This is a genomic window from Vibrio sp. Vb1574, assembly GCF_033338675.1.
In genome coordinates, this window is record NZ_JAWOTC010000006.1 from 67,523 (window position 1) to 87,943 (window position 20,421).

Sequence of the window (20,421 nt, forward strand, 5' to 3'; positions counted from 1 at the left end):
GCTCACCTAGTCGTGCAATATTAATATGATCTTGGGACTCAAACTGTCACGAGGATGACAACATTTGCCATTGTAACGGCTATCATCAGCAGAACATAAGCTTTTAATGGCAAATCATTGATGTTTGCCTGCTTCTCAACCAACATTTTTCGAACTCATGAAGAGATTAATTCTAACAACACTCGCTTTACCTTTAGCTGCGGTAGTTTCTTCTGCGCATGGTGCAGAAGAACAAACGTGGGGGATTGCTGCGATGTATCGCACAGCATCGATTCCGTTTTATACCGCCGATAATGACTCTACGGTGAGTACATTTGTACCAATGATGTTCTTTGAAAACGAACATGTGTATATCAATGGCATTGAAGGTGGCGCTTTTTTGTATAATGAGAGTGATTCCGACTGGCGTGCGAGCGCACTCATGCGATTGAGATTTGTCGATATTCCCATGTCGCTACAAAATGCTAATGAAGGCGATAGAGTCGATTTTGGTGGGCAAGTGCGTTATAGCATTAACGACAATTGGCGCGCAGAAGTAGAGTTGATGACGGACGACGAACTCCAGTTTCACTCTAATTACCGCCTTGCTGCCAATTATGTATTTGGGGATTGGGAATTAGAGCCATCGATTACGATTCGATACAAAGACGCTGATTTCAATAGTGAATATTATTCCTTTAAGGATATTACTGGCGAGAGAATTGGAGCTGGACTTGACACCAATCTTGGTATTAAAGCGCGTTACCATGTAACTTCAAATTTGTATTTACTGGGTGAGACGAGTGTTACTCGCTTAGATGATAACGCCTACAACAGTCAGCTTGTAGAAGATCGATATCAGGGAGAAGTGTTTGTCGGTTTTGGCTTTTTCAACGATAAAAACAAAGTTCCGAAACCGACACTGAGCAATAAAGCATATCTACGTATTGCGCATGGTTGGGCGACGCCTTCGAACATCGGTGAAATATTTAGCTTTGAGAGAGAAAAAGACCCATACGACAATCAACTTACTTCATTGTTTTATGGGCATCCATTAACGGATGAGCTGTTTGGTTTTCCTCTTGATATTTATTTAACGCCAGGGTTGGTTCATCACTGGTCGTCCAGTGTTCAGTCTGCGAGCACAGAATACGTCATGGCGATTAAGGCTTATTATACGGTTAATTGGCCTACGACTTGGCGATTTGGTGTAGCGGAAGGTGTGTCATACATTGATAGCATTACCTATATTGAAGGCACAGAAATGGAAGACAAGGGTTATACACCAAGCAAGTTGCTCAACTACCTAGATTTCTCGTTTGATGTCAATGTAGGCGATCTCTTCAACCAAAAGAGCTGGAACAATATGTGGGTGGGCTATTCATTGCATCACCGCTCGGCGATTTTTGAAAGCGCTTCCCAGTTTGGGCGAATTAAAGGTGGGAGCAACTACAATACTATTTATTTCCAGTTCGAGTTTTAGCGCATCACGAGATGCATATAGGTCGGATTTGCAACTGACTTATTTATCGCCCATTATGAGTAATGATGAATAATACTATGCTGCTTTCAACGAGAAATTTCGTATATCGTGCCAGAGTTAAGGCTGTTTGTGATGCATCTGATGAATCGGATGGCATAAGCACCATGAGTATCGACTCCTCATTCAATCTTCAAATTGAAGCGATAAATTGTACCAACGCTGAATTTGCCAAACGCTTTTTTGCCATTCACGGAGAAGGGCACTTGGAGGGCGATGAATGGTTGGTGTTGTACGTCAACTCTCTTGACGTTAAGGCGGGAGACAATATAGAAATCCGTAGTGATGTCGCGTTTAATGCGATGATCGAGAATATGATAAGCGAAGCTGAGCGGTCTTTAGAAAAAGTCTACCTCGATGCAATACGCAACTTGGAGAAAGTGAATCGTTTTTGACGATGTTAGAGACCCTATAAATACGATCAAGGCATCAGGATCCAAAAAGGGATTGGCGCGAACCAATCCCTTTTGTATTCTGGTTTATTCTAACTTACGCCATTGTTGCAAGTTGGCTTTGCGCTTCTGAAATGCCTTTTTCAGCCGCATCTTCACCCATGTTTAGCGCTTCTGCGTAAACAAATTCCACATCAGTGATTCCTACAAAACCCAGCACAGTGCGTAGGTATGGCGTAACGTTGTCAGTTGGTGAATCTTTATGAATACCACCACGAGTCGTTATTACAATCGCCTTTTTACCTTCAATCAAACCTTGAACGCCGTTTTCTGTGTATTTGAATGTCACGCCTGCACGAGCAATCAAATCAATCCAGTTTTTAAGCTGAGTCGGGATGGTGAAGTTGTACATTGGAGCGGCAATAACCAAAGTGTCTGCGGCCTTTACTTCTTCAATAAGGGTGTCAGACAAGTCGACCACCGCTTGCTGTTCTTGTGAAAGATCTTCCGTAGCGCGCAGTGCAGTCGCAACGGCGAAGTCCAAAACAGGTAGAGGGTTTGCAGCCAAATCACGAACAGTAAGCTTGTCTTGGTCTACATTTTTGATGAAGTTTTCAACCAATTTGTTTGATTGAGAGTAATCGCCAAGGATGCTTGATTTTAGAGCTAGTACACGAGACATAATGGTTATTCCTTAAATAAGTGCTTTCGACTATGGGAGCCATTATAAGCAACGTAAGTGAGTTCAAAAGCCTAGCGATTCGCTGAACATGTTCGAAAAAATTGAATGAGCTTTCGGTTATCTTGTTACAGATCTTGTGTGATACAATCCGCGCAGTTTTTGTAATGAAAAGAATAGGAAACGCTTTGACTTCGTCACAGCCCCCAAAAAAGAATCTAGCTGAAGAGCAAGTGACACCGTCAAATGGTGCGCAAAAAGCGACAGCGAAACAAGCTCAAACACCTCAGGCTCAAGTGAATAGTGCTGCATCTCTGCGTAAAGCGCTGAATCAGTGCATGATGCGCGACCGTTTCCGCTTGAGTAAACGTATTTCTGGTGCAAGCAAAATTAAGAAGGACGCAGCGCGTAATGCTGTGTTCGATGAAATCGCATTAGACATCGCAAAATCCATGATGGTTGCAGAGCAGCGCAGCAACTACAAACCAACGATTGAATACCCAGAAATCCTGCCTGTAAGCCAAAAACGCGACGATATTGCGAAAGCGATCGAAGAAAACCAAGTGGTTATCGTCGCGGGTGAAACCGGTTCTGGTAAAACCACTCAGCTACCAAAAATCTGTGCTGAGCTTGGTCGCGGTAAATTTGGCCTGATTGGTCATACTCAGCCTCGTCGTCTTGCAGCGCGTTCGGTTGCTAACCGTATTGCCGAAGAGATGGAAACCAAGCTTGGTGAGTTTGTTGGTTACAAGGTTCGATTCAACGATCAGATCTCTGAAAATACCCAAATCAAATTGATGACGGACGGTATCTTGTTGGCTGAAATTCAGCATGACCGTTTCTTGAATCAATACGACACCATCATTATCGATGAAGCGCACGAGCGCAGCCTTAACATCGATTTCATCTTGGGTTACTTGAAAGAGTTGCTGCCACGTCGTCCTGATTTGAAAGTGATCATCACGTCGGCAACCATCGACCCAGAACGCTTCTCAAAACACTTCAACAATGCACCAATCATTGAAGTATCGGGTCGTACTTACCCAGTAGAAACACGTTACCGCCCACTAAGCGGTGATGACGACAATGATCGTGACCAGCTTGAAGGCATCTTCGAAGCGGTAGACGAACTGTGCGATGAAGGTTTAGGTGACATCCTGATTTTCATGAACGGTGAACGTGAAATCCGTGATACCGCAGATGCATTGTCCAAACGTAATCTGAAGAGCACGGAAATTGTGCCGCTTTACGCGCGTTTGTCGGCAGGTGAGCAGAATAAGATTTTCCAACCTCACACTGGTCGCCGAATTGTACTGGCAACCAACGTGGCAGAAACCTCGCTAACTGTTCCGGGCATTAAGTACGTTATCGACCCGGGTACGGCGCGTATCAGTCGATACAGTTACCGTACTAAGGTTCAGCGTCTTCCAATCGAGCCAGTTTCTCAGGCGAGTGCGAACCAGCGTAAAGGTCGTTGTGGTCGTGTGGAAGAGGGTATCTGTATTCGTCTGTACTCAGAGGAAGATTTTGAGTCACGCCCAGAGTTTACTGATCCTGAAATCCTACGTACCAATCTAGCGTCGGTTATCTTGCAAATGACGGCACTTGGTTTGGGTGATATTCAAGCGTTTCCGTTTGTGGAAGCACCGGATAAACGTAACATCCAAGACGGCGTGCGTTTGCTGGAAGAGCTTGGTGCGATTAACTCTGAGGTAAAAGATCCGAAAAAACGCCTGACTTCCGTTGGTCGCCAATTAGCGCGTTTGCCAATCGATCCGCGCTTGGCGCGTATGGTATTGGAAGCGCCAAAATATGGTGCGCTTAAAGAAGTGATGATCATTGCAGCGGCCTTGTCGATTCAAGATCCACGCGAACGTCCTTCAGATAAACAACAATCGTCAGACGATAAACATCGTCGCTTCTTCCATGAAGAGTCGGACTTCCTGACATTTGTGAATTTGTGGGAATACATCCAAAAGCAGCAAAAAGCCTTGTCTAGCAATCAGTTCCGCAAACAGTGTAAGCAAGACTATTTGAACTACTTGCGCGTTCGCGAGTGGCAAGACGTGTACTTCCAAATTCATCAGTCGATGCGTGAGATGGAGTTCAAGCTTAACGATGAGCCCGCTTCTTACCATGGCGTACACAGTGCCATTTTGGTTGGTTTGCTGTCGCACATCGGCATGAAAGACCAAGAAAAGAATGAATATCAAGGCGCGCGTAATGCTCGTTTCCATATCTTCCCTGCATCAGGTCTATTCAAGAAACAGCCTAAGTGGATCATGTCTGCTGAGTTGGTGGAAACCTCAAAACTTTGGGGTCGTATCATCGCAAAGATTCAGCCAGAATGGATTGAACCGTTAGCTAAACACCTTATTAAACGTAGTTACAGCGAACCACATTGGTCGAAGAAACGCGCTGCGGTGATGGCGCACGAAAAAGTGATGCTTTACGGCGTACCAATCGTACCGAAACGCTTGGTCAACTACGGCAGTATCGATTCGACCGTAAGTCGCGAAATCTTCATTCGTAGTGCATTGGTTGAGGGGGAATGGGAAACCAAACACGCGTTCTTTAAGCAAAACCGTAAGCTTCTGCAAGAAGTGGAAGAGCTTGAGCATAAATCTCGTCGTCGTGACATCTTGGTGGATGATGATGAGCTGTTTGATTTCTATGACCAACGTGTTGGTACTGAAGTCGTTTCTGGCAAACACTTCGATACGTGGTGGAAAAAGGCATCTAAAGAAAATCCGGAACTGCTGAACTTTGAAAAAGAGATGCTGTTCAAGGGTGATGCTAGCCATGTGACCGATTTGGATTACCCGAACTTCTGGCATCAAAATGGTTTGAAGCTCAAATTGAGTTACCAATTTGAACCAGGCGATGATAGTGACGGTGTCACAGTGCATTTGCCGTTGCCGATTTTAAACCAAGTTGAACCAGCGGGTTTTGATTGGCAGATCCCAGGTTTACGCCATGAGCTTGTGGTTAGCTTGATTAAATCGTTGCCAAAGACAATTCGTAAGAACTTTGTGCCTGCGCCAAACTATGCCGATGCATTCTTAGCACGTGTCACGCCAATGGAAGCGCCGCTGCTAGATTCATTAGAGAAAGAGTTGCGACGCATGACGGGCGTAGAGGTACTGCGTGAAGACTGGAACTTGGAACAAGTACCTGAGCACTTGAAAGTCACGTTCCGCGCGGTTGATCATCGAAATCGTAAACTGAAGGAACATAAAGACCTTCATGAACTGAAAGAAAGTTTGAAAGACAAAGTTCAAGAAACGCTTTCCAAAGTTGCGGATGACGATATCGAACAGCAAGGTCTGCATACGTGGAGTTTTGGCGAATTGCCGAAAGTGTATCAACAAAAACGTGGCGGCTACGATGTAAAAGCGTATCCGGCGCTTGTTGATAGCAAAGACAGCGTTGAAATCAAACTCTACGAAACCGAATTTGAGCAGATCACCGCAATGCGCGCTGGCCAGCGTCGTTTGATTTTGTTGAATGTACCGTCTCCAATTAAATATTTGCACGCTAACTTACCGAACAAATCGAAGTTGGGGTTGTATTTTAACCCTTACGGCAAGGTGCTTGATCTGATAGATGACTGCATTGCCTGCGGTGTCGATAAGCTTATTGAAGAGCAGGGTGGTTTAGTTTGGGAGCCAGAGAAGTTCGAAGCGTTGAAAGAACACGTTCGTGCTGAATTGGGTGACACCGTTGTAGAGATCGCTCAACAGGTTGAGACTATTCTGACCACGGCGTTTAGCATCAATAAGAAGCTAAAAGGCAAGATCGACTTCACAATGGCGTTTGCTCTGTCCGATATCAAAGCACAAATTGAAGGCTTGATCTTCAAAGGCTTTGCAACGGAATGTGGCTGGAAGCGCTTGCCGGATATTCTTCGCTACATGCGCGCGATAGAGCGCCGTATGGAGAAGTTGCCAATCGATCCAAACAAAGATCGTTTACATATGCTGAAGATTGAATCTGTGACTCAAGACTATAAAGAGTTGCTGAACAAGATCCCGAAAGGTGTGGCCATTCCTGAAAATGTAAAAGAAGTGCGTTGGATGATTGAAGAACTTCGCGTGAGTTACTTTGCTCAACAATTAGGCACTCCTTATCCTGTTTCTGATAAACGAGTCAAAAACGCGATTGATGCTTGCTAATCAACCAGTAAAATAGTGTCAGATTTGTAATTATCGCTTAAGAAGTTGCTGGTACACTAATTGCTAGTAACTCAATAAGCATTATTTTTTAGTTCCGGGAGGCAATAGTTCGCCTCCCTTTATTTGTAGTACCAACGACTGAGTTATGCAGACGTGGGAATAATAAAGAGTAAAGGTAGATGATGAAAAAAACTCTATTAGCAGTGGCGCTACTTGGCGCATCTTCTGCGGCAATGGCGGATTCTTGGATTTACGGTGGTGCAACAGTAGGTCAGTCTGACTACAAAGGTGAAACGGACACATCATACTCTGTTCACGTTGGTACAGGCATTCTACCTATCATTGGTGTTGAAGCTGGTGTAACACAACACGGTGAGTTCAACGTAAATGGTCAAGACACTAAGCTAACTTCTTACTACGCAGCACTTAAGCCAAGCATCGACTTCGGTCCGCTACACGTGTACGCAAAAGGTGGTTTCCATCAGTGGGACAAAAAAGTGAAAGGCGGCAAAGACGATGACGATTTGGACCTAATGTACGGTGTGGGTGCTGAGTACTTCATTTTTGGCCCAATGTCTGTTGGTGCTAGCTACATGAACTACACTGCTGGTAAAGACGATATCAGCACGTTCTCTGTTAACGCAACACTACATTTCCTATAAGCGTCAAGCTTTCTAACACCATATGAAACACACCGGCTTTATGTCGGTGTTTTTTTGTCTGGAAGTCACAAAACAAAAGTTGAACATAAATTATTCACTTTTAGAGTCTTAAAATGCCTATGCTTTCCAATATATAGTGGCGATTAAATGCGCATATTTGCGTAATGTTTCGCTTAGGAATCGATCAGGAAGGGATAGTATGAAAAAAACACTCTCGTTATTCGCTCTAACGTTGTGCTCAACGTCAGCAATGGCTGACTCTTGGATTTACGCTGGTGGTCAAATTGGTCAGTCCGATATCGACAGCGAAAATGATACAACTTATGGTATTCATGTCGGTACTGGTATTTTGCCATTCATTGGCATTGAAGCAGGCTACTTTAACCACGGCAAAGTGGATTTATCTTTGAGTGGCAGCAGGGGTAGTGCTGATTTTGATTCATTCTATTTAGCGGCGAAACCTAGTATCGACTTCGGCCCGTTACACGTTTACGCAAAAGGCGGCATCAATGCATTCAACGTTGATTATGACGGCGGACTGAGAAACTTAGACAAAGATGATGGCGTCTCTTACATGTATGGTGTTGGTGCCGAATACTTCTTGCTTGACAATGTGTCTGTGGGCGCGAGTTATCAAGCGTTTGGCGTGGATATTGAAGGCGATAGCGATACCGTTAGCAGCGTAACAGGGAACATCACCTTCCATTTCTTATAACGCTCGCTGGATGAAAGGTTTGCTGATTTGGTTTCGTCGTTAATTGTGAAACCAAATCAGCGCAGGTCTTCTCTATTTGCGCTGTGACTGGCTATGAACTTAAGTCTTTCTTGTGTCTTTTCTAGTCTACAACCTACGACAAAATCAATCGTTAGACCTCATAATTTTTGTGTTGATATTATTTCCCCTTCATCTGTCTCGAATTGAGCTTAAAATGCAATAAATCACGACTTTTTGCAAAAATATGTGATTGCTGCTAAAATTTGTCCCGCTTTAAAACTTTAGAGTTCAAATTAATGGAGGGCGGTATTGGAGTTCTTCTCACCTGAGGGGCGTTTCAAATTCACGTTAAATTTGTATTTATGGATAATGCATTTAAAAAATATAGTATTGATACAACCGATTATCAGGTTGGACAGGATAACGTTCAAAAGTGGGGATTCGATATACATAACCCGGTTTTTGGCATTAGTGCGGGGCTCGTTGTTTTCTGTCTGATTTCACTTCTTCTTGTTGAGCCAACCACTGCTCGTGACGTATTAAACGGTCTAAAAAACGGAATTATCGAACAGTTTGATGCGTTTTTTATGTGGTCGACAAACTTCTTCTTATTGTTCGCCGTTGCTCTTCTTTTTTCTCCGCTAGGTAAAATCCGCTTAGGTGGCAAAGAAGCAACGCCGGATCACTCAACCGTTTCTTGGTTGTCGATGCTTTTCGCCGCGGGTATGGGTATTGGTCTTCTGTTCTGGAGTGTGGCTGAGCCGACCGCGTATTTCACTGATTGGTGGGGAATGCCACTTAACGCAGTACCATACACCGAAGAAGCAAAATCCCTTGCGATGGGTGCCACTATGTTCCACTGGGGTGTGCATGGTTGGAGTATTTACGCACTCGTTGCACTAGCATTAGCGTTTTTTGCCTTTAACAAAGGTTTACCACTTTCATTGCGCGCGGCGTTCTATCCAATTTTTGGTGACCGTGCATGGGGTTGGTTAGGTCACGTTATTGATATCCTTGCCGTTTTGTCGACGCTATTTGGTCTTGCAACGTCGCTAGGTCTAGGTGCTCAGCAGGCGACCAGTGGTATTAACCATGTCTTTGGTCTAGAAGGCGGCATTGGTACACAAATGATTGTGATCACCTTCGTTACCTTTATCGCGGTGTTATCAGTGATTCGTGGCATTGATGGTGGTGTTAAGCTACTGAGTAACGTCAATATGGTGGTTGCGTTTGCGCTGCTTATTTTCATTACCTTCATCACGTTTGATACGGCGTGGAGCTCGCTACGCGACACAACAATGGCTTACATTGAAAATATTATTCCATTGAGTAACCCTCACGGTCGTGAAGATGAAACTTGGATGCACGGCTGGACGGTATTCTACTGGGCTTGGTGGGTATCTTGGTCACCGTTTGTTGGTATGTTTATCGCGCGTGTGTCTAAAGGTCGTACGGTTCGAGAATTCTTATTCGCAGTCATCGTTATTCCTACAGTTGTTACTTTGATTTGGATGTCTGTGTTTGGTGGTATCGCGCTTGACCAAGTGGTGAATAAAGTTGGTGAGCTAGGTGCAAATGGCCTAACTGATATTTCATTGACTCTGTTCCATGTTTACGATGCGCTTCCGTACAGCTCAGTGATTTCAATGCTTTCTATCGTGCTGATTCTGGTATTCTTTATTACATCGTCAGACTCTGGCTCGCTGGTTATCGATAGTATTACCGCCGGTGGTAAGATTGATGCACCAGTACCGCAACGCATTTTCTGGGCGTGTATTGAAGGTGCAATTGCAGCCGTAATGCTTTGGGTTGGTGGTAAAGAAGCCCTGCAAGCATTGCAATCAGGCGTTGTTGCAACAGGATTACCGTTTACTTTTGTTCTGCTGTTGATGTGTGTCAGTTTGGTGAAAGGGTTAAGAACTGAACTGCCAGCTTACAAATAAATACAACGCGATCCATGATTGAGTTTAAATGCCGAGCCTAATGTGCTCGGCATTTTTTATTTCTACTTTTCTTTTCCAATAATTTCGTTACAGTTTAGGCTTATTTCCACCTCATTAAACTGCATTATGTCACTGGCTAAACTCATTCTTATTCGTGGACTTCCGGGTTCAGGTAAAACAACCTTAGCAAAACAACTGGCAATAGAGCTTGGTGCTAAGCATTTTGAAGCTGACATGTATTTTGAAAATGATGAAGGTGATTATCACTTTGAACCGGTTCAATTACCTCAAGCGCATGAGTGGTGTTTTCAGCAAACTAGAAAGTGGTTGAACAAAGGGAGAGTCGTGATTGTGAGCAATACGTTTGTTCGACATTGGGAGATGAAGCGTTACATGGACTACTGCATGAAGAAGCGCATCGAGGTGGAAATTAAAGTGTGTCACGGAGCGTATCAAAGCATTCATGACGTGCCACCAGCGACGATAGAAAAGATGCGCCGCCAGTGGCAAGAGTGACCGTTACCAGAACCGGAAGTTATTGACCTCGCCCGTCAATCATCACAACGAATGTTTTGCTCATGATTGAAAGGTCCATTGAAATCCAAGAGTAAAACGAACCTAAGCTTAGTGCGTAACTGTGGTCAAACCCAACTTTGCGTCTTACATCTTCAATGCATGCATCATAGCCTTGGTTAACCTGAGCTAAGCCTGTGATACCCGGTAACACGCCATATGTGCGCTCTACAAAATAGGGGATTTCATCTTCTAATTTCTGGTAGAAAGCTGGGCGTTCTGGGCGCGGCCCAATCATCGACATTTCACCTCTCAACACATTAAACAGTTGAGGTAGTTCATCTAAACGCGTTTTGCGTAAAAAGCGTCCTACTGGCGTGATGCGGGGATCATTTTCAGTTGCCCATACTGCGCCAGAGCGTTGCTCTGCATCAATATACATGGTGCGAAACTTCATGATTTGAAAAAGATCCATTTTTTCTGGTGTGCAGCGTCCTACTCGCAATTGGCGATAAATCACAGGGCCTTTCGATGTGGTTTTGATCGCTAGCACGATAAATGGGAATAGTGGTGCAGTGACGACCAAAATAAGCATTGCAACCAGTACATCAAACGTTCTTTTTGCGTGGCATACATTTGAATCGTAGCGTGAGTTTTTCATGATGCTTTCCTTATTGGTTGACGCGTTTCCAACGTCCATTTTCCATTCCGAGTAAATACTTCATACCGCCGATAAAGTTGGCGAGATGACCAATGACGATGTAGCTAATCAGCTTAAAAGGTTTAATTGTGTTAAGTGCTGGCATCAAGTAAGTGATAAGCGCGATGCTATAAATGCCAACTTGAGCGAACAGCATTACTTGAAACAGCGGATTGTGTGCCAGTAGTAGTGAGCAAATAAAGCAAACAATCATCAAATAGGGTGTTGCTAAGCGCAGAACCTTTCCCGATAGAAATGCAAAGGCAGTGCCACGATAACGAGGTAGCAGTAATTGCTTTAATTGCATGAGCTGCTGCATGTTACCCGCTGAAATTCTTAGGCGCCGCTTGAAATCTGCGTTGTCTGAGCTCTGTTCTAGTTCAAGAGCCAGCATGTTTGGCTCGTAAATAGCGCTATAGCCTCGCAAAACGATTCTCATAGGGAGAATAAAGTCGTCATTAATGGTGCTGACTTCCAGTGGTTCAAATAAGTGAGTTCTGAAAGTGTAAAATGCACCGTGGGAACCAATCGTTGAACCTAACAAGGATTCTTGATGCTTTACTCGAGACTGGTATCGCCAATACGCCGCTTCACCTTGGTTATCAGTACTCATTATTTGATATGTTGCGTTAACCACTCCAACGTTCTCATTTTGATAATGCTGACTAGCTAGCAACAGAGAATCGCAAGAAATCAATGCCGACGTGTCACTCAGTGCGGTAATGTCCGAGCTAACATGACGCATTTCTTCGTTGAGTAGGGCAACTTTACCGCGATTGATTTGGTGATCATTAATAATGAACAGAGTATCAGAGCAGATTGCTTCTTGAATTGTCGCTTGAGCAATCTCGGCTGTGTTATCTGTGCAGCCATCACATGCGATCACTACTCTTAACTTATCCCTTGGGTAATCTAGGCTCGCAAGGTTACGGATCTTCTCTGCTATCCATTGTTCTTCATTGTAGGCGGGCACGATGACAGTAATAGAGGGTAGCTGGCTGTCTGTTTTGGAGGCTTTGTAAGCTCGCTCTACAAATGGTGCTTTGGTTTCGTCTTGCTGTTTTAAAGGAAGCCACTTAAGGAGCAGTGGATACCCAACGTGATGATAGACAATCAAAAACGCGGATAAACCAAACCCTATAATCCAAAGTAAATCATTCATAGCTAGCCTCCTTGGCCAAACGTGAGTAGCGACTCACCATGTCTCTGATATCAAAGTGTTTGAGAATAAAAGTTCGAGGAGAATGGTGTGATGATTCCAGTTGCTGTGATAACGCTTCGGCCAACGAAAACACGCGATTTGCTTCAACCAGTGTACTGTTGTTCGGACAGAGCGTCTCTTTCACGCCGCCAACATCCGTCGCGACGCAAGGAATGTCACATGCTTGAGCCTCGAGGGTTGAGAGAGGAAATCCCTCTTGAAGTGATGGTAAGCAAAACAAGTCTAGGCTTTGGTAAAAGCTGGGCATATCGTCGACCAAGCCTAAAAAGGTTACTCGATCTTCAAGTTTTAACGTTCTAACTTGTGCTTCCAATTGAGCTCGCTGAGAACCATCTCCAGCAATGGCTAGGTGTGTGTTTGGCGTAAGATGAGAGAATGCTTCGATAAGCACTTTATGGCCTTTAACTGCTTCTAGACGCCCGGCAACGCCAATCACGATTTTGTCGGTTGGAAGTTCAAACAAGTGTCTTGTTGCCGTTTGGTCACCGCTTTTAAACTTCTGACAGTCAATCCCGTTATGGATAGTACAAACTTTGCGATACTTTAACTTAGTCTGTATTTGATGGGCGACAAAGTTAGCATCGGCAACTACTTGCGGGCGAATAATCGTTAGCAAAAGGGACTGTAGTCGAGCTGATTTTTTGTTATTAAGGTGCCATGCGTCGTGCTCGGTATGAATCACTACAGGTACGTGCGCTAAACGTGCAGCAATACCACCATACAGAAGTGGGCCGATATGATGGGTGTGGACCACGTCTGGTCGCATTCTTTTTATCATTGAAGTCAGTGTAGCGATGGTCTTCCCGCTGAATCCAGGTCTTTTATTAAGAAAGTGCAGTTGGCCTTGGTAGGGCAATAGTTTTTGCCAGCATTGCAGTGCTTGCGCTTTGCTTCCCTCTAAACTTACGACAAAAACGGAATGGTTTGGCTGCGCAAAACGAAGCATCTCTAGTACGAGCGTTTCTAAGCCGCCAGGAGCTAAGTGCTGCACGACGTGTAATATCACTTTTTTGCTGTGCTTAGTGTTATTGTGCTTTTGTCTGACTTCCATTTTCAAACCCTCGTTGAGTTCTTTGTTTATTTAGGAATTGCAGACAACGTGCCAAGAAGTTAAACATTTAAAAACAATAAGTTAGCTTCGGCTCGTGTGAGGTTCTATGTTTATTCTCAATTTGAGATTCATATTAGTGGACATGCTATGAGGCTGTATAAGGCAGTAGTAAAAGAAAAGCACTCGCCGACCGAGTGCTTGTAAATGAGTTCTTATGGCGGTTAGTTTCCGTACACTACGTTAGGTAAAGTGGTGATGACAGGAACACCAAGGTGTTTTTCTAATGCTCTTTTTGAGCGGATAGAGTTATCGGCTAACTCAAGTATCGTCGCTAATCCAATGCCTAAACCAGCGCCACCAATAAATCCTAAAATGACAAATACAAAACTAGGTAAGTTAGTTGGAATCGTTGGCGTGAACGGTTCATCAATGATTTTTACGCGCTTATTCTCTTCAAACTCTCCCAAAGAACCCGTTAGTTGGGCCATCTCATAGCGTTCGACGAGTTCATCATACATTTCTCTCTTCACTGCGACGTCACGAGCTAAGCGGTTGATTTCTGTTGCTGTGCTCCCAAATTGGTGCGCATTTCGCTCTAATTCTTGGATCATGTCTCGCAAGCTGTTGGTTTCTTCCGTAAGTGCTTCAAAACGTCCACGCATCATTTGTAATTGATGTAGTTGGGAGACAAGTAGAGGCTGTGCTTCGCCAAGACTGTTTACTGTGGTATTGCTCGCGATATCCCATAGTTGAGCACTGTTTAGTTCTGGTTGTTTAGAGTTCAAGAGTACCGAGCGTTCCTGCTCCAACCGGTTTAATTCTCGCAACTTACCTTGAACTAAACTATGCGCCTCTGTGTATTTAGCGCGAAGCAGGGTAAGTTCACTACGAATGTCGATGATTTGCTCTTCCAGTTTACCGATAACCGGGTTCGTTTTGGATAGTTGTTGATCCAAACTGCCTAGACTTCGTGAAACACCAGCAAGCTCCGCCTCCTTTTCGGCTAGCGTTTGTTTGAGGCTAGCAAGGCGAGTAAGGCTTTGAGCTTGCATTTCGGGTGTCGCGTCTGAGTAAGTATTTTTATACTCTGCAAAAGCTTGTTCAGCCTTGTCTAGTTCTTCCCTGCGTTTGTTGATATGGATAGTCAAAAAATGACTCGAATCTTTAATCGAAGAACGCTCAGGAGCCAAAAGCTGTTCGACAAAATGCTCTCTGACAGAGAGCAGCATCGACTCCATTCCTTCTGATTTACCACTTTGCAATTGAATTTGAATGAAGTCTTTACCGAGTGGCTGAACAGACAGGCGCGACGCAAGATCTTTTATGATGAACTCTTGCTCTTTTGCACTCATCTCGTCATTGAACAGCGATTGTTCTTTTGCGACAGAATACAAAACGTGTCGGCTTTTTAGCAGAGTACTGAGTGCGCTCAATCGGTCTTTAAGCATTGTTGAGACGGCAAGGTCTTGAAGGAACGGGTTCATTTTCGCTGTCTCTTGAATAAGCATGCTGGTATGAGCAACATAAGTCGTCGGAACCAGCTTACTTACGATGAAGCCCAGCACCGGCAAGACAAGCATAGGGATAACGATCATGTAACGACGTCGCCAAGCGCCATGTAGTAATACACTAAGGTTCTCTCTCAAATCGTTCATAGCGCCCTCACTAATTTATCAACTTGGTTGGCTCTTGCTTCCCAGCTTTGCTGTTGAACAAATGACTTTGAATCTGTCGGTGGCGGTAGGAGGTGATCGAGACTGGCACGCACGTCTTCGACATTTTGAACCACATGAAGCATATGTTTGTAGGGCATTAATGCAGGAAACGGTGTGCTGATAACAGGGGTTCCTGTTGCCAAGTACTCAAGAAGTTTAAGCGGATTACATGCCTTGATTTGAGCGTTATCAACAAAGGGCAACCAACTGGCATCCCAGTGTTGGGAGTAACGTGGCAGAGTGTGATGCGCTCTCGGGCCCAGGTAGTATACGTTGCATCTTTGTGGAAGTGGATTATCACTGAACTCGTTAGGGCCGATGAACACGAGATCCCAGTCAGGCGCTTGGTCTGCGACTTGGGCAATTAAGTCGTAGTCTAACCATTCCGACAAACTGCCATAAAAGCCCAGCACTTTGCGACCATTATTAGGAAAATCTTCAGCCTTAGGTGCTGGCTCAGAAAACAGACTAAAGTCGACACCGTGAGGCAAAGTGACGGTTTTACCAGATGGAAATTTGGTGGAGAGTGTTTCGCTTGCCGTAAAGATAACGCTAGCCGCATTAACAAGAGTACGTTCGTGCTTGGCTACCGTGTCGTGGTCAACACCAGCTAAAGCGCTAAAGTCATCGCCACAATAGTAAATCAGTCCACGTGGGTTCATTTCTGCACAAAGATCGGCAGCAGTCGGGAGCGACGTCCAAAATACAGGCTTATCAAAACCAAGAGCTTGTAATTGTTTGTTGAGTTGGTGTTTCATCATCTTAGCGGCCACTTTTCTTGCTAATGCAGAACTAGGGGCAGGAATGGTGAGCAAGTTGATGATGTGAATGTTTGGGTTTGTTTCAGAGTCCAATGTTGGCTTGTGTGAGCCTACGTTATGAAATACACGAGTGAGTTTGTTTAACGCACGTTGTATGTCTTTAGAATCCAGCTTAGGTTGACGAAGGCCAATGGAGTTCACCCAAAGGATTCGATGGTTCGCTGCTAGTCGCTTGACAATATGCTGAGTGGAAGAGGGTAACCCTCCAAAATCTTCTCCAAATACTACGATGTCCGTCATGTGGCTCTCCTTGAGTCTTGGTTATTTGATTACTAATTAAGTGAGTAATCACAATGCGTGCCAAGGAATTAGCCATTTTAAAACAGTGAGTTATGGGTTTTGTTTATGTTTGAAACTAGGATTTCTCATTTTGACAGTCACTTTGAACAATACGGCTAACGACAACTGTTAATGCCGCTAGAATGTAAATTGGCCAAGTGAAACCTTGAGTCAGAAACGTACCTGATACGATGGTACCGATAAGCCCACTTAACACGGCGTTTGCTCCTACAGAGAGGGTGTAATCTGATTTTGGTGTCAGCAATGAGATGGAATGCAAAGAGGTGCGGATCAATGACACAATTAAAGTAATGAACACCGCGAGTCCGACAAAACCCGTTTCTGCCAACACGCCAAACCAAGTACTATGGACCGCGTGGTTGATACCATCCCAGTGTGGGCTGTAGAAATAGTAATTAAAGTAAAAGTTATCTAGACCTACGCCAGTCAACGGGTGATGCAGCGCCATTTTAAATGCCGCTTCCCACGCATAAAGTCGCCCCATCGCAGAGGCATCTATACCATCCTCAGCGGCTCCCCCCGATTCTCGTCCTGAAATACCAGCGAATGCGTAGAGTACGATGGCTGCTACGGCGCCTAGTACCAAGACTAATGTTTTGCTTTTGATGTGTTTAAAAGCAAAGTAGGCAAATACAGACAGTGAACCGAGTAACCCACCGCGGCTCTGAGTCTCAATGATCGCAAAGAACAAAACCAAACAGGTGATAAGGGCAAAGAGCCTGAGATGCTTGGGGGAATGCTTCTCCATCAATTGACTAACGGTAAAGGCAAGGGGAAACATCAGCACTAGTGCCAAATCGTTAGGATCGCCAAGTACTGAACCTATGGATCGTCCTATTGACACGCGCGTTCCTTCGACTAAATCAATGCCATTCGCAGCGTTTTGTAATGCCACTAAGCCAATCAATAATCCGGCGAAAATAATTGCTTTTGACATCTGAGCGAGCTGTGAAGGTTTAGTAATAAGCCAGGTGATGGCCAACGTCATAATGATGATTTTCCAATAGGTATTTTTGAACACCGTTATTGCGATATCACGACTGGAAGCGAATATTATTCCGATGATCACCAGACCCCAAAATATACACAGCCACTTTAATGAAGGGTGCCAAAAAGCTGTAATCTGGCGGCTTATAAGAAGGTGAAAAGCGAGTGCGGCGAGTGCCCCCAGTGATAACAGTAATGGGATCTTGAAGTTATAGATAACAGGAAAGGCTTCGTGAATACGAAAGAATGAAAAAATAACGAACAGTGTGACAAGCCAAAACGTTTGATTGAGAACAAACAGTAACGCGAGTGGTGCGAAACACAACGCAACAATCAAAATGGGATGAGGCATAACAACCCAAAGCAGGCCGATACCGACAGTGATCGTCAGTGCTGCGATGGACTGTTTTGTTCTCACCTTGGTTTCATTCATAACGAGTATCTCTTCACCTGTCCACGCCTTTTCACTATGTATCGAGTGAGAGCATTGAGCGTCTCTTTACTCATGTAGCGAGTGGCTATCCCTGCCAGCAAACTGCATGTCAAAATGCAAATTGCGATGGCGATTCCTATTGATTGTGAAGAGTGAAGCAGGAACAGTGCCACACCGGATATAATCTGTAATAAAACCATCAGACTTAGGTGAAAAGGCAACGTCATACATTGTTGGCCTACTACATAAGTCAGGCCCAGCTTACACAGTTGTGCGTAATAAAGCGCAATGAACACACCATAAATACCCAGAGAAGATAAGCCAAACAGCAAAGCAATCGCAACGCACGCAGAGACGACATTTATACCCAGTAGCCAGCGAGTACGACGCTTGTACAAAATGGAGATGTTAATCAACTCACTCCATTCTTTTAACATGGCGATAGGTAGCAAGAATAAGCTGAATAGTACCGCCTCATGATAGGTTTCTGGCAGTAAGTAGGTGATCATCACCATTGCTAATGTGCCGACCACTACACTCAAACCTGTAATGTAAATCATACCTAAGTGTGTGATGCGCACTGCTTCAGTGTTCTTGCGCCCTTCTAAGTAGTTAAATCGACGTGGCATCCACCACATGCCAAATGGCTGCACTAAAATACACATGCCCACTGCAAATTTTACCGCTATCGCGTAAATCCCTAACGTCGCAAGAGAAGTGTTGGCACCAATGAACCAGCGTTCAGCGCCATTGAGACAAAATGCTACTAAACCGGCCATCATCATTGGTAGGCAGTAGTTTAGGTATTGTTTTGCCAATGTCAGTTTAGGAAGGGTGACATTGTAACTGTTAACGATGTGCAGCCAAACAAATTGAGTAATAGCAGCCAACAAGCCCCCCCACAAAACAGAAATAACATGGGGATGAACAGACAGCGCCGCGACGATAAAAATGACCTGAAAAATGGTGGTAGTGACCATGACGTTAAGCAGTGTTCTTGCTTTGTCGTCTTGTGTTCTTAACCAGGCAGTGCCGATTGCAATACTGCCTTCTAGAACGATAGCAAACATAACAATAGCGAATTCGGCTCGCGTAAAAGGCGCGGGAATGGGGGCGATTAAAATGATAGTGAGCAAGCTAAGAGCGACGACGCCAGCGATGAGTAAAGCAAGTGAGTACAGCTGGTTTAGTAGGCTTGTGCGCGTATTTTGATCCTTTTCAACGCCGACGAATCGATACAGCGCTTCATGCAAAGAGAAACTGACAAACAAGGTCGTAACAACACCAAAGGTTGTTAGAAGCTCAAGCTTGCCCATTTGCTCTGGTGAGAGAAAGTGGGGCAATACAGGCAGCATGATTAGGCTGATGCTTTTATTGATCACTAAGGCGATAGCAAATAGCGTCATGTTGGTCATTGCTTTAGACATGATCATATCCTTTGATGTCTCGCGGTGTCTTGAGTGTGCAATCATTGTTGGTAGCAATTTCGGCAGCAAGGTGCTGGGCGATTGGCAAATAACAACGTTCGGCTGTGTATAGTTGAGAAACATTGAGTGCTTCGATACCCATCGTTACTTTCATCCACGGCGATTCATTCAAAAGGCGAATTGCGTTGTGTAACGAAGCCACATTGTTAGGCGTGTATTTAATACAATTTCGGCCGTGAGTTAACACGCGGTCCCAATAACTATCATCATGTGGAATGACGACACACATACCTGCAGCGAGCGCCTCCAAAATAGATAACCCAAAAGGTTCGTTGAGACTGGTGGAAACAAACACACCACACTGTGAACGCAATTCATCTAAGTTGTTTGGGCACTCATGCCATTCAACACCTTGTGTGTTGAAGTCCGGTGTTGAATATTCCACACCTGCCACGTTAGGTTTGATGTAACACACGGTGGATTTGATCTTTTTCGACTCATCAAGTGTTAAAGCATCAAGCAAAAGATCGATGTTCTTCCATTTTAGTAAGCTAGCTGCCCAGAAAACGCGGCTTGAAATCGGATTCGCTTGTTTTGGCCAGCGATCTTTCGATAATCCATTAACAAACGTAGATGTATTCAAACCACACCAATAGCGTTCGGTGGCTGGCTTCTCTGTTTTGAGGTAGGCCTGTAATGCTTCTACCATTGATTCGCGGGTGTTTGCCAAGTAGTAAATTGCCGATGCTTTTACTAAGCAGTAGCCAGCAGATCTCGATCGTCCAATAGGGCCATGAACCATCTGTACCACAGGCTTTTTGCTAATTAATCGTAGTAAGTACAAAGGCATATCATTACTTGGGCAAGATAGGCCCAAAAAGCTATCTATTTTTGGCAGCTTCATGCACGCGTAGAGAAGTTGGAGAAAGTAGTAAGCGTTCATCAACCAGTAGGTCAGTCCATGAGTCGAGTTAAATGGTGATGGTTTTATTTTTATAACTTGCACACGCGGTGTATCACTAAGCAGTGACGCCCAATGCTCTGGATTTGTAGTGAGTAGATAACCAATCACGTTCAGCTTATCGCACTGCTTAAGGAGCTCTGCATTCGCGATTTTGGATCCACCTTGCATTGGGATGGCGTCGAACATCAATACACGTTTCATGA

At 44.4% G+C, this 20,421-nt stretch carries 16 protein-coding genes; 7 read left to right on the plus strand and 9 right to left on the minus strand.

What is annotated here, in order from left to right:
* The first annotated feature begins 157 nt into the window (after positions 1-157).
* Positions 158-1,462, plus strand: coding sequence for a MipA/OmpV family protein (locus tag R7O12_RS06570; RefSeq protein WP_318104529.1), 1,305 nt, complete (start codon positions 158-160; stop codon positions 1,460-1,462).
* Positions 1,463-1,527: 65 nt separating this feature from the next.
* A complete protein-coding gene (locus R7O12_RS06575) occupies positions 1,528-1,914 on the plus strand; it encodes a hypothetical protein (protein ID WP_080960090.1) in 387 nt (128 codons plus the stop codon).
* A 94-nt stretch (positions 1,915-2,008) separates the two neighbouring features.
* On the opposite strand, the gene R7O12_RS06580 is transcribed toward R7O12_RS06575, so the two are convergent.
* The gene (locus R7O12_RS06580; RefSeq protein WP_262682558.1) at positions 2,009-2,593 is read right to left on the minus strand and encodes an FMN-dependent NADH-azoreductase; all 585 of its coding nucleotides are present in this window, start codon (positions 2,591-2,593) and stop codon (positions 2,009-2,011) included.
* 185 nt (positions 2,594-2,778) lie between these two features.
* Here R7O12_RS06580 and hrpA point away from each other — a divergent pair, with 185 nt between their 5' ends.
* From hrpA to R7O12_RS06605, 5 genes are all read left to right on the plus strand, one after another.
* Complete coding sequence (gene hrpA / locus R7O12_RS06585; protein ID WP_318125706.1) at positions 2,779-6,765, plus strand: ATP-dependent RNA helicase HrpA; 3,987 nt, start codon at positions 2,779-2,781, stop codon at positions 6,763-6,765.
* Positions 6,766-6,947: 182 nt separating this feature from the next.
* Positions 6,948-7,427: an outer membrane beta-barrel protein gene (locus R7O12_RS06590; protein WP_021033871.1), complete on the plus strand. Its 480-nt coding sequence runs from the start codon at positions 6,948-6,950 to the stop codon at positions 7,425-7,427.
* A 199-nt stretch (positions 7,428-7,626) separates the two neighbouring features.
* Positions 7,627-8,142, plus strand: a complete 516-nt coding sequence (locus tag R7O12_RS06595) for an outer membrane beta-barrel protein (protein ID WP_005377661.1) — start codon at positions 7,627-7,629, stop codon at positions 8,140-8,142.
* A gap of 362 nt (positions 8,143-8,504) precedes the next feature.
* Positions 8,505-10,085: a BCCT family transporter gene (locus R7O12_RS06600; RefSeq protein ID WP_005377659.1), complete on the plus strand. Its 1,581-nt coding sequence runs from the start codon at positions 8,505-8,507 to the stop codon at positions 10,083-10,085.
* 126 nt (positions 10,086-10,211) lie between these two features.
* Positions 10,212-10,601: an ATP-binding protein gene (locus tag R7O12_RS06605; protein ID WP_005377656.1), complete on the plus strand. Its 390-nt coding sequence runs from the start codon at positions 10,212-10,214 to the stop codon at positions 10,599-10,601.
* A gap of 19 nt (positions 10,602-10,620) precedes the next feature.
* Here R7O12_RS06605 and R7O12_RS06610 read toward each other — a convergent pair whose 3' ends face one another.
* The 8 genes from R7O12_RS06610 to R7O12_RS06645 form a co-directional block, all read right to left on the minus strand.
* On the minus strand, positions 10,621-11,259 hold the full coding sequence (locus tag R7O12_RS06610) for a sugar transferase (RefSeq protein ID WP_213961992.1): 639 nt from the start codon (positions 11,257-11,259) through the stop codon (positions 10,621-10,623).
* 10 nt (positions 11,260-11,269) lie between these two features.
* Entirely contained in the window at positions 11,270-12,460 is a 1,191-nt protein-coding gene (locus R7O12_RS06615) for a glycosyltransferase family 2 protein (protein ID WP_258645805.1), read from the minus strand.
* Entirely contained in the window at positions 12,453-13,571 is a 1,119-nt protein-coding gene (locus tag R7O12_RS06620) for a glycosyltransferase (RefSeq protein WP_318125707.1), read from the minus strand. Before R7O12_RS06620 ends, R7O12_RS06615 begins: the two co-directional genes overlap by 8 nt.
* Positions 13,572-13,792: 221 nt before the next feature.
* The gene (locus R7O12_RS06625; RefSeq protein ID WP_318125708.1) at positions 13,793-15,226 is read right to left on the minus strand and encodes a GumC family protein; all 1,434 of its coding nucleotides are present in this window, start codon (positions 15,224-15,226) and stop codon (positions 13,793-13,795) included.
* Positions 15,223-16,347 (minus strand): glycosyltransferase, encoded by a 1,125-nt coding sequence (locus R7O12_RS06630; protein ID WP_318125709.1) that lies wholly within the window; start codon positions 16,345-16,347, stop codon positions 15,223-15,225. The genes R7O12_RS06625 and R7O12_RS06630 overlap by 4 nt, the downstream gene beginning before the upstream one ends.
* 115 nt (positions 16,348-16,462) lie before the next feature.
* A complete protein-coding gene (locus R7O12_RS06635; protein ID WP_169644502.1) occupies positions 16,463-17,827 on the minus strand; it encodes an O-antigen ligase family protein in 1,365 nt (454 codons plus the stop codon).
* Entirely contained in the window at positions 17,824-19,254 is a 1,431-nt protein-coding gene (locus tag R7O12_RS06640) for a lipopolysaccharide biosynthesis protein (protein WP_054579479.1), read from the minus strand. Before R7O12_RS06640 ends, R7O12_RS06635 begins: the two co-directional genes overlap by 4 nt.
* Positions 19,247-20,419 carry a glycosyltransferase gene (locus R7O12_RS06645; RefSeq protein ID WP_005377641.1) on the minus strand — a complete coding sequence of 391 codons (1,173 nt, stop codon included), beginning with the start codon at positions 20,417-20,419 and terminating at the stop codon, positions 19,247-19,249. The genes R7O12_RS06640 and R7O12_RS06645 overlap by 8 nt, the downstream gene beginning before the upstream one ends.
* Positions 20,420-20,421 lie beyond the last annotated feature (2 nt).

Bases quoted from the DNA above. Each gene is read 5' to 3' on its own strand.
- R7O12_RS06570 (WP_318104529.1), top strand. From the start codon at position 158: ATGAAGAGATTAATTCTAACAACACTCGCTTTACCTTTAGCTGCGGTA.
- R7O12_RS06575 (WP_080960090.1), top strand. From the start codon at position 1,528: ATGAATAATACTATGCTGCTTTCAACGAGAAATTTCGTATATCGTGCC.
- R7O12_RS06580 (WP_262682558.1), bottom strand. From the start codon at position 2,593: ATGTCTCGTGTACTAGCTCTAAAATCAAGCATCCTTGGCGATTACTCT.
- R7O12_RS06590 (WP_021033871.1), top strand. From the start codon at position 6,948: ATGAAAAAAACTCTATTAGCAGTGGCGCTACTTGGCGCATCTTCTGCG.
- R7O12_RS06595 (WP_005377661.1), top strand. From the start codon at position 7,627: ATGAAAAAAACACTCTCGTTATTCGCTCTAACGTTGTGCTCAACGTCA.
- R7O12_RS06600 (WP_005377659.1), top strand. From the start codon at position 8,505: ATGGATAATGCATTTAAAAAATATAGTATTGATACAACCGATTATCAG.
- R7O12_RS06605 (WP_005377656.1), top strand. From the start codon at position 10,212: ATGTCACTGGCTAAACTCATTCTTATTCGTGGACTTCCGGGTTCAGGT.
- R7O12_RS06610 (WP_213961992.1), bottom strand. From the start codon at position 11,259: ATGAAAAACTCACGCTACGATTCAAATGTATGCCACGCAAAAAGAACG.
- R7O12_RS06615 (WP_258645805.1), bottom strand. From the start codon at position 12,460: ATGAATGATTTACTTTGGATTATAGGGTTTGGTTTATCCGCGTTTTTG.
- R7O12_RS06620 (WP_318125707.1), bottom strand. From the start codon at position 13,571: ATGGAAGTCAGACAAAAGCACAATAACACTAAGCACAGCAAAAAAGTG.
- R7O12_RS06625 (WP_318125708.1), bottom strand. From the start codon at position 15,226: ATGAACGATTTGAGAGAGAACCTTAGTGTATTACTACATGGCGCTTGG.
- R7O12_RS06630 (WP_318125709.1), bottom strand. From the start codon at position 16,347: ATGACGGACATCGTAGTATTTGGAGAAGATTTTGGAGGGTTACCCTCT.
- R7O12_RS06635 (WP_169644502.1), bottom strand. From the start codon at position 17,827: ATGAATGAAACCAAGGTGAGAACAAAACAGTCCATCGCAGCACTGACG.
- R7O12_RS06640 (WP_054579479.1), bottom strand. From the start codon at position 19,254: ATGTCTAAAGCAATGACCAACATGACGCTATTTGCTATCGCCTTAGTG.
- R7O12_RS06645 (WP_005377641.1), bottom strand. From the start codon at position 20,419: ATGAAACGTGTATTGATGTTCGACGCCATCCCAATGCAAGGTGGATCC.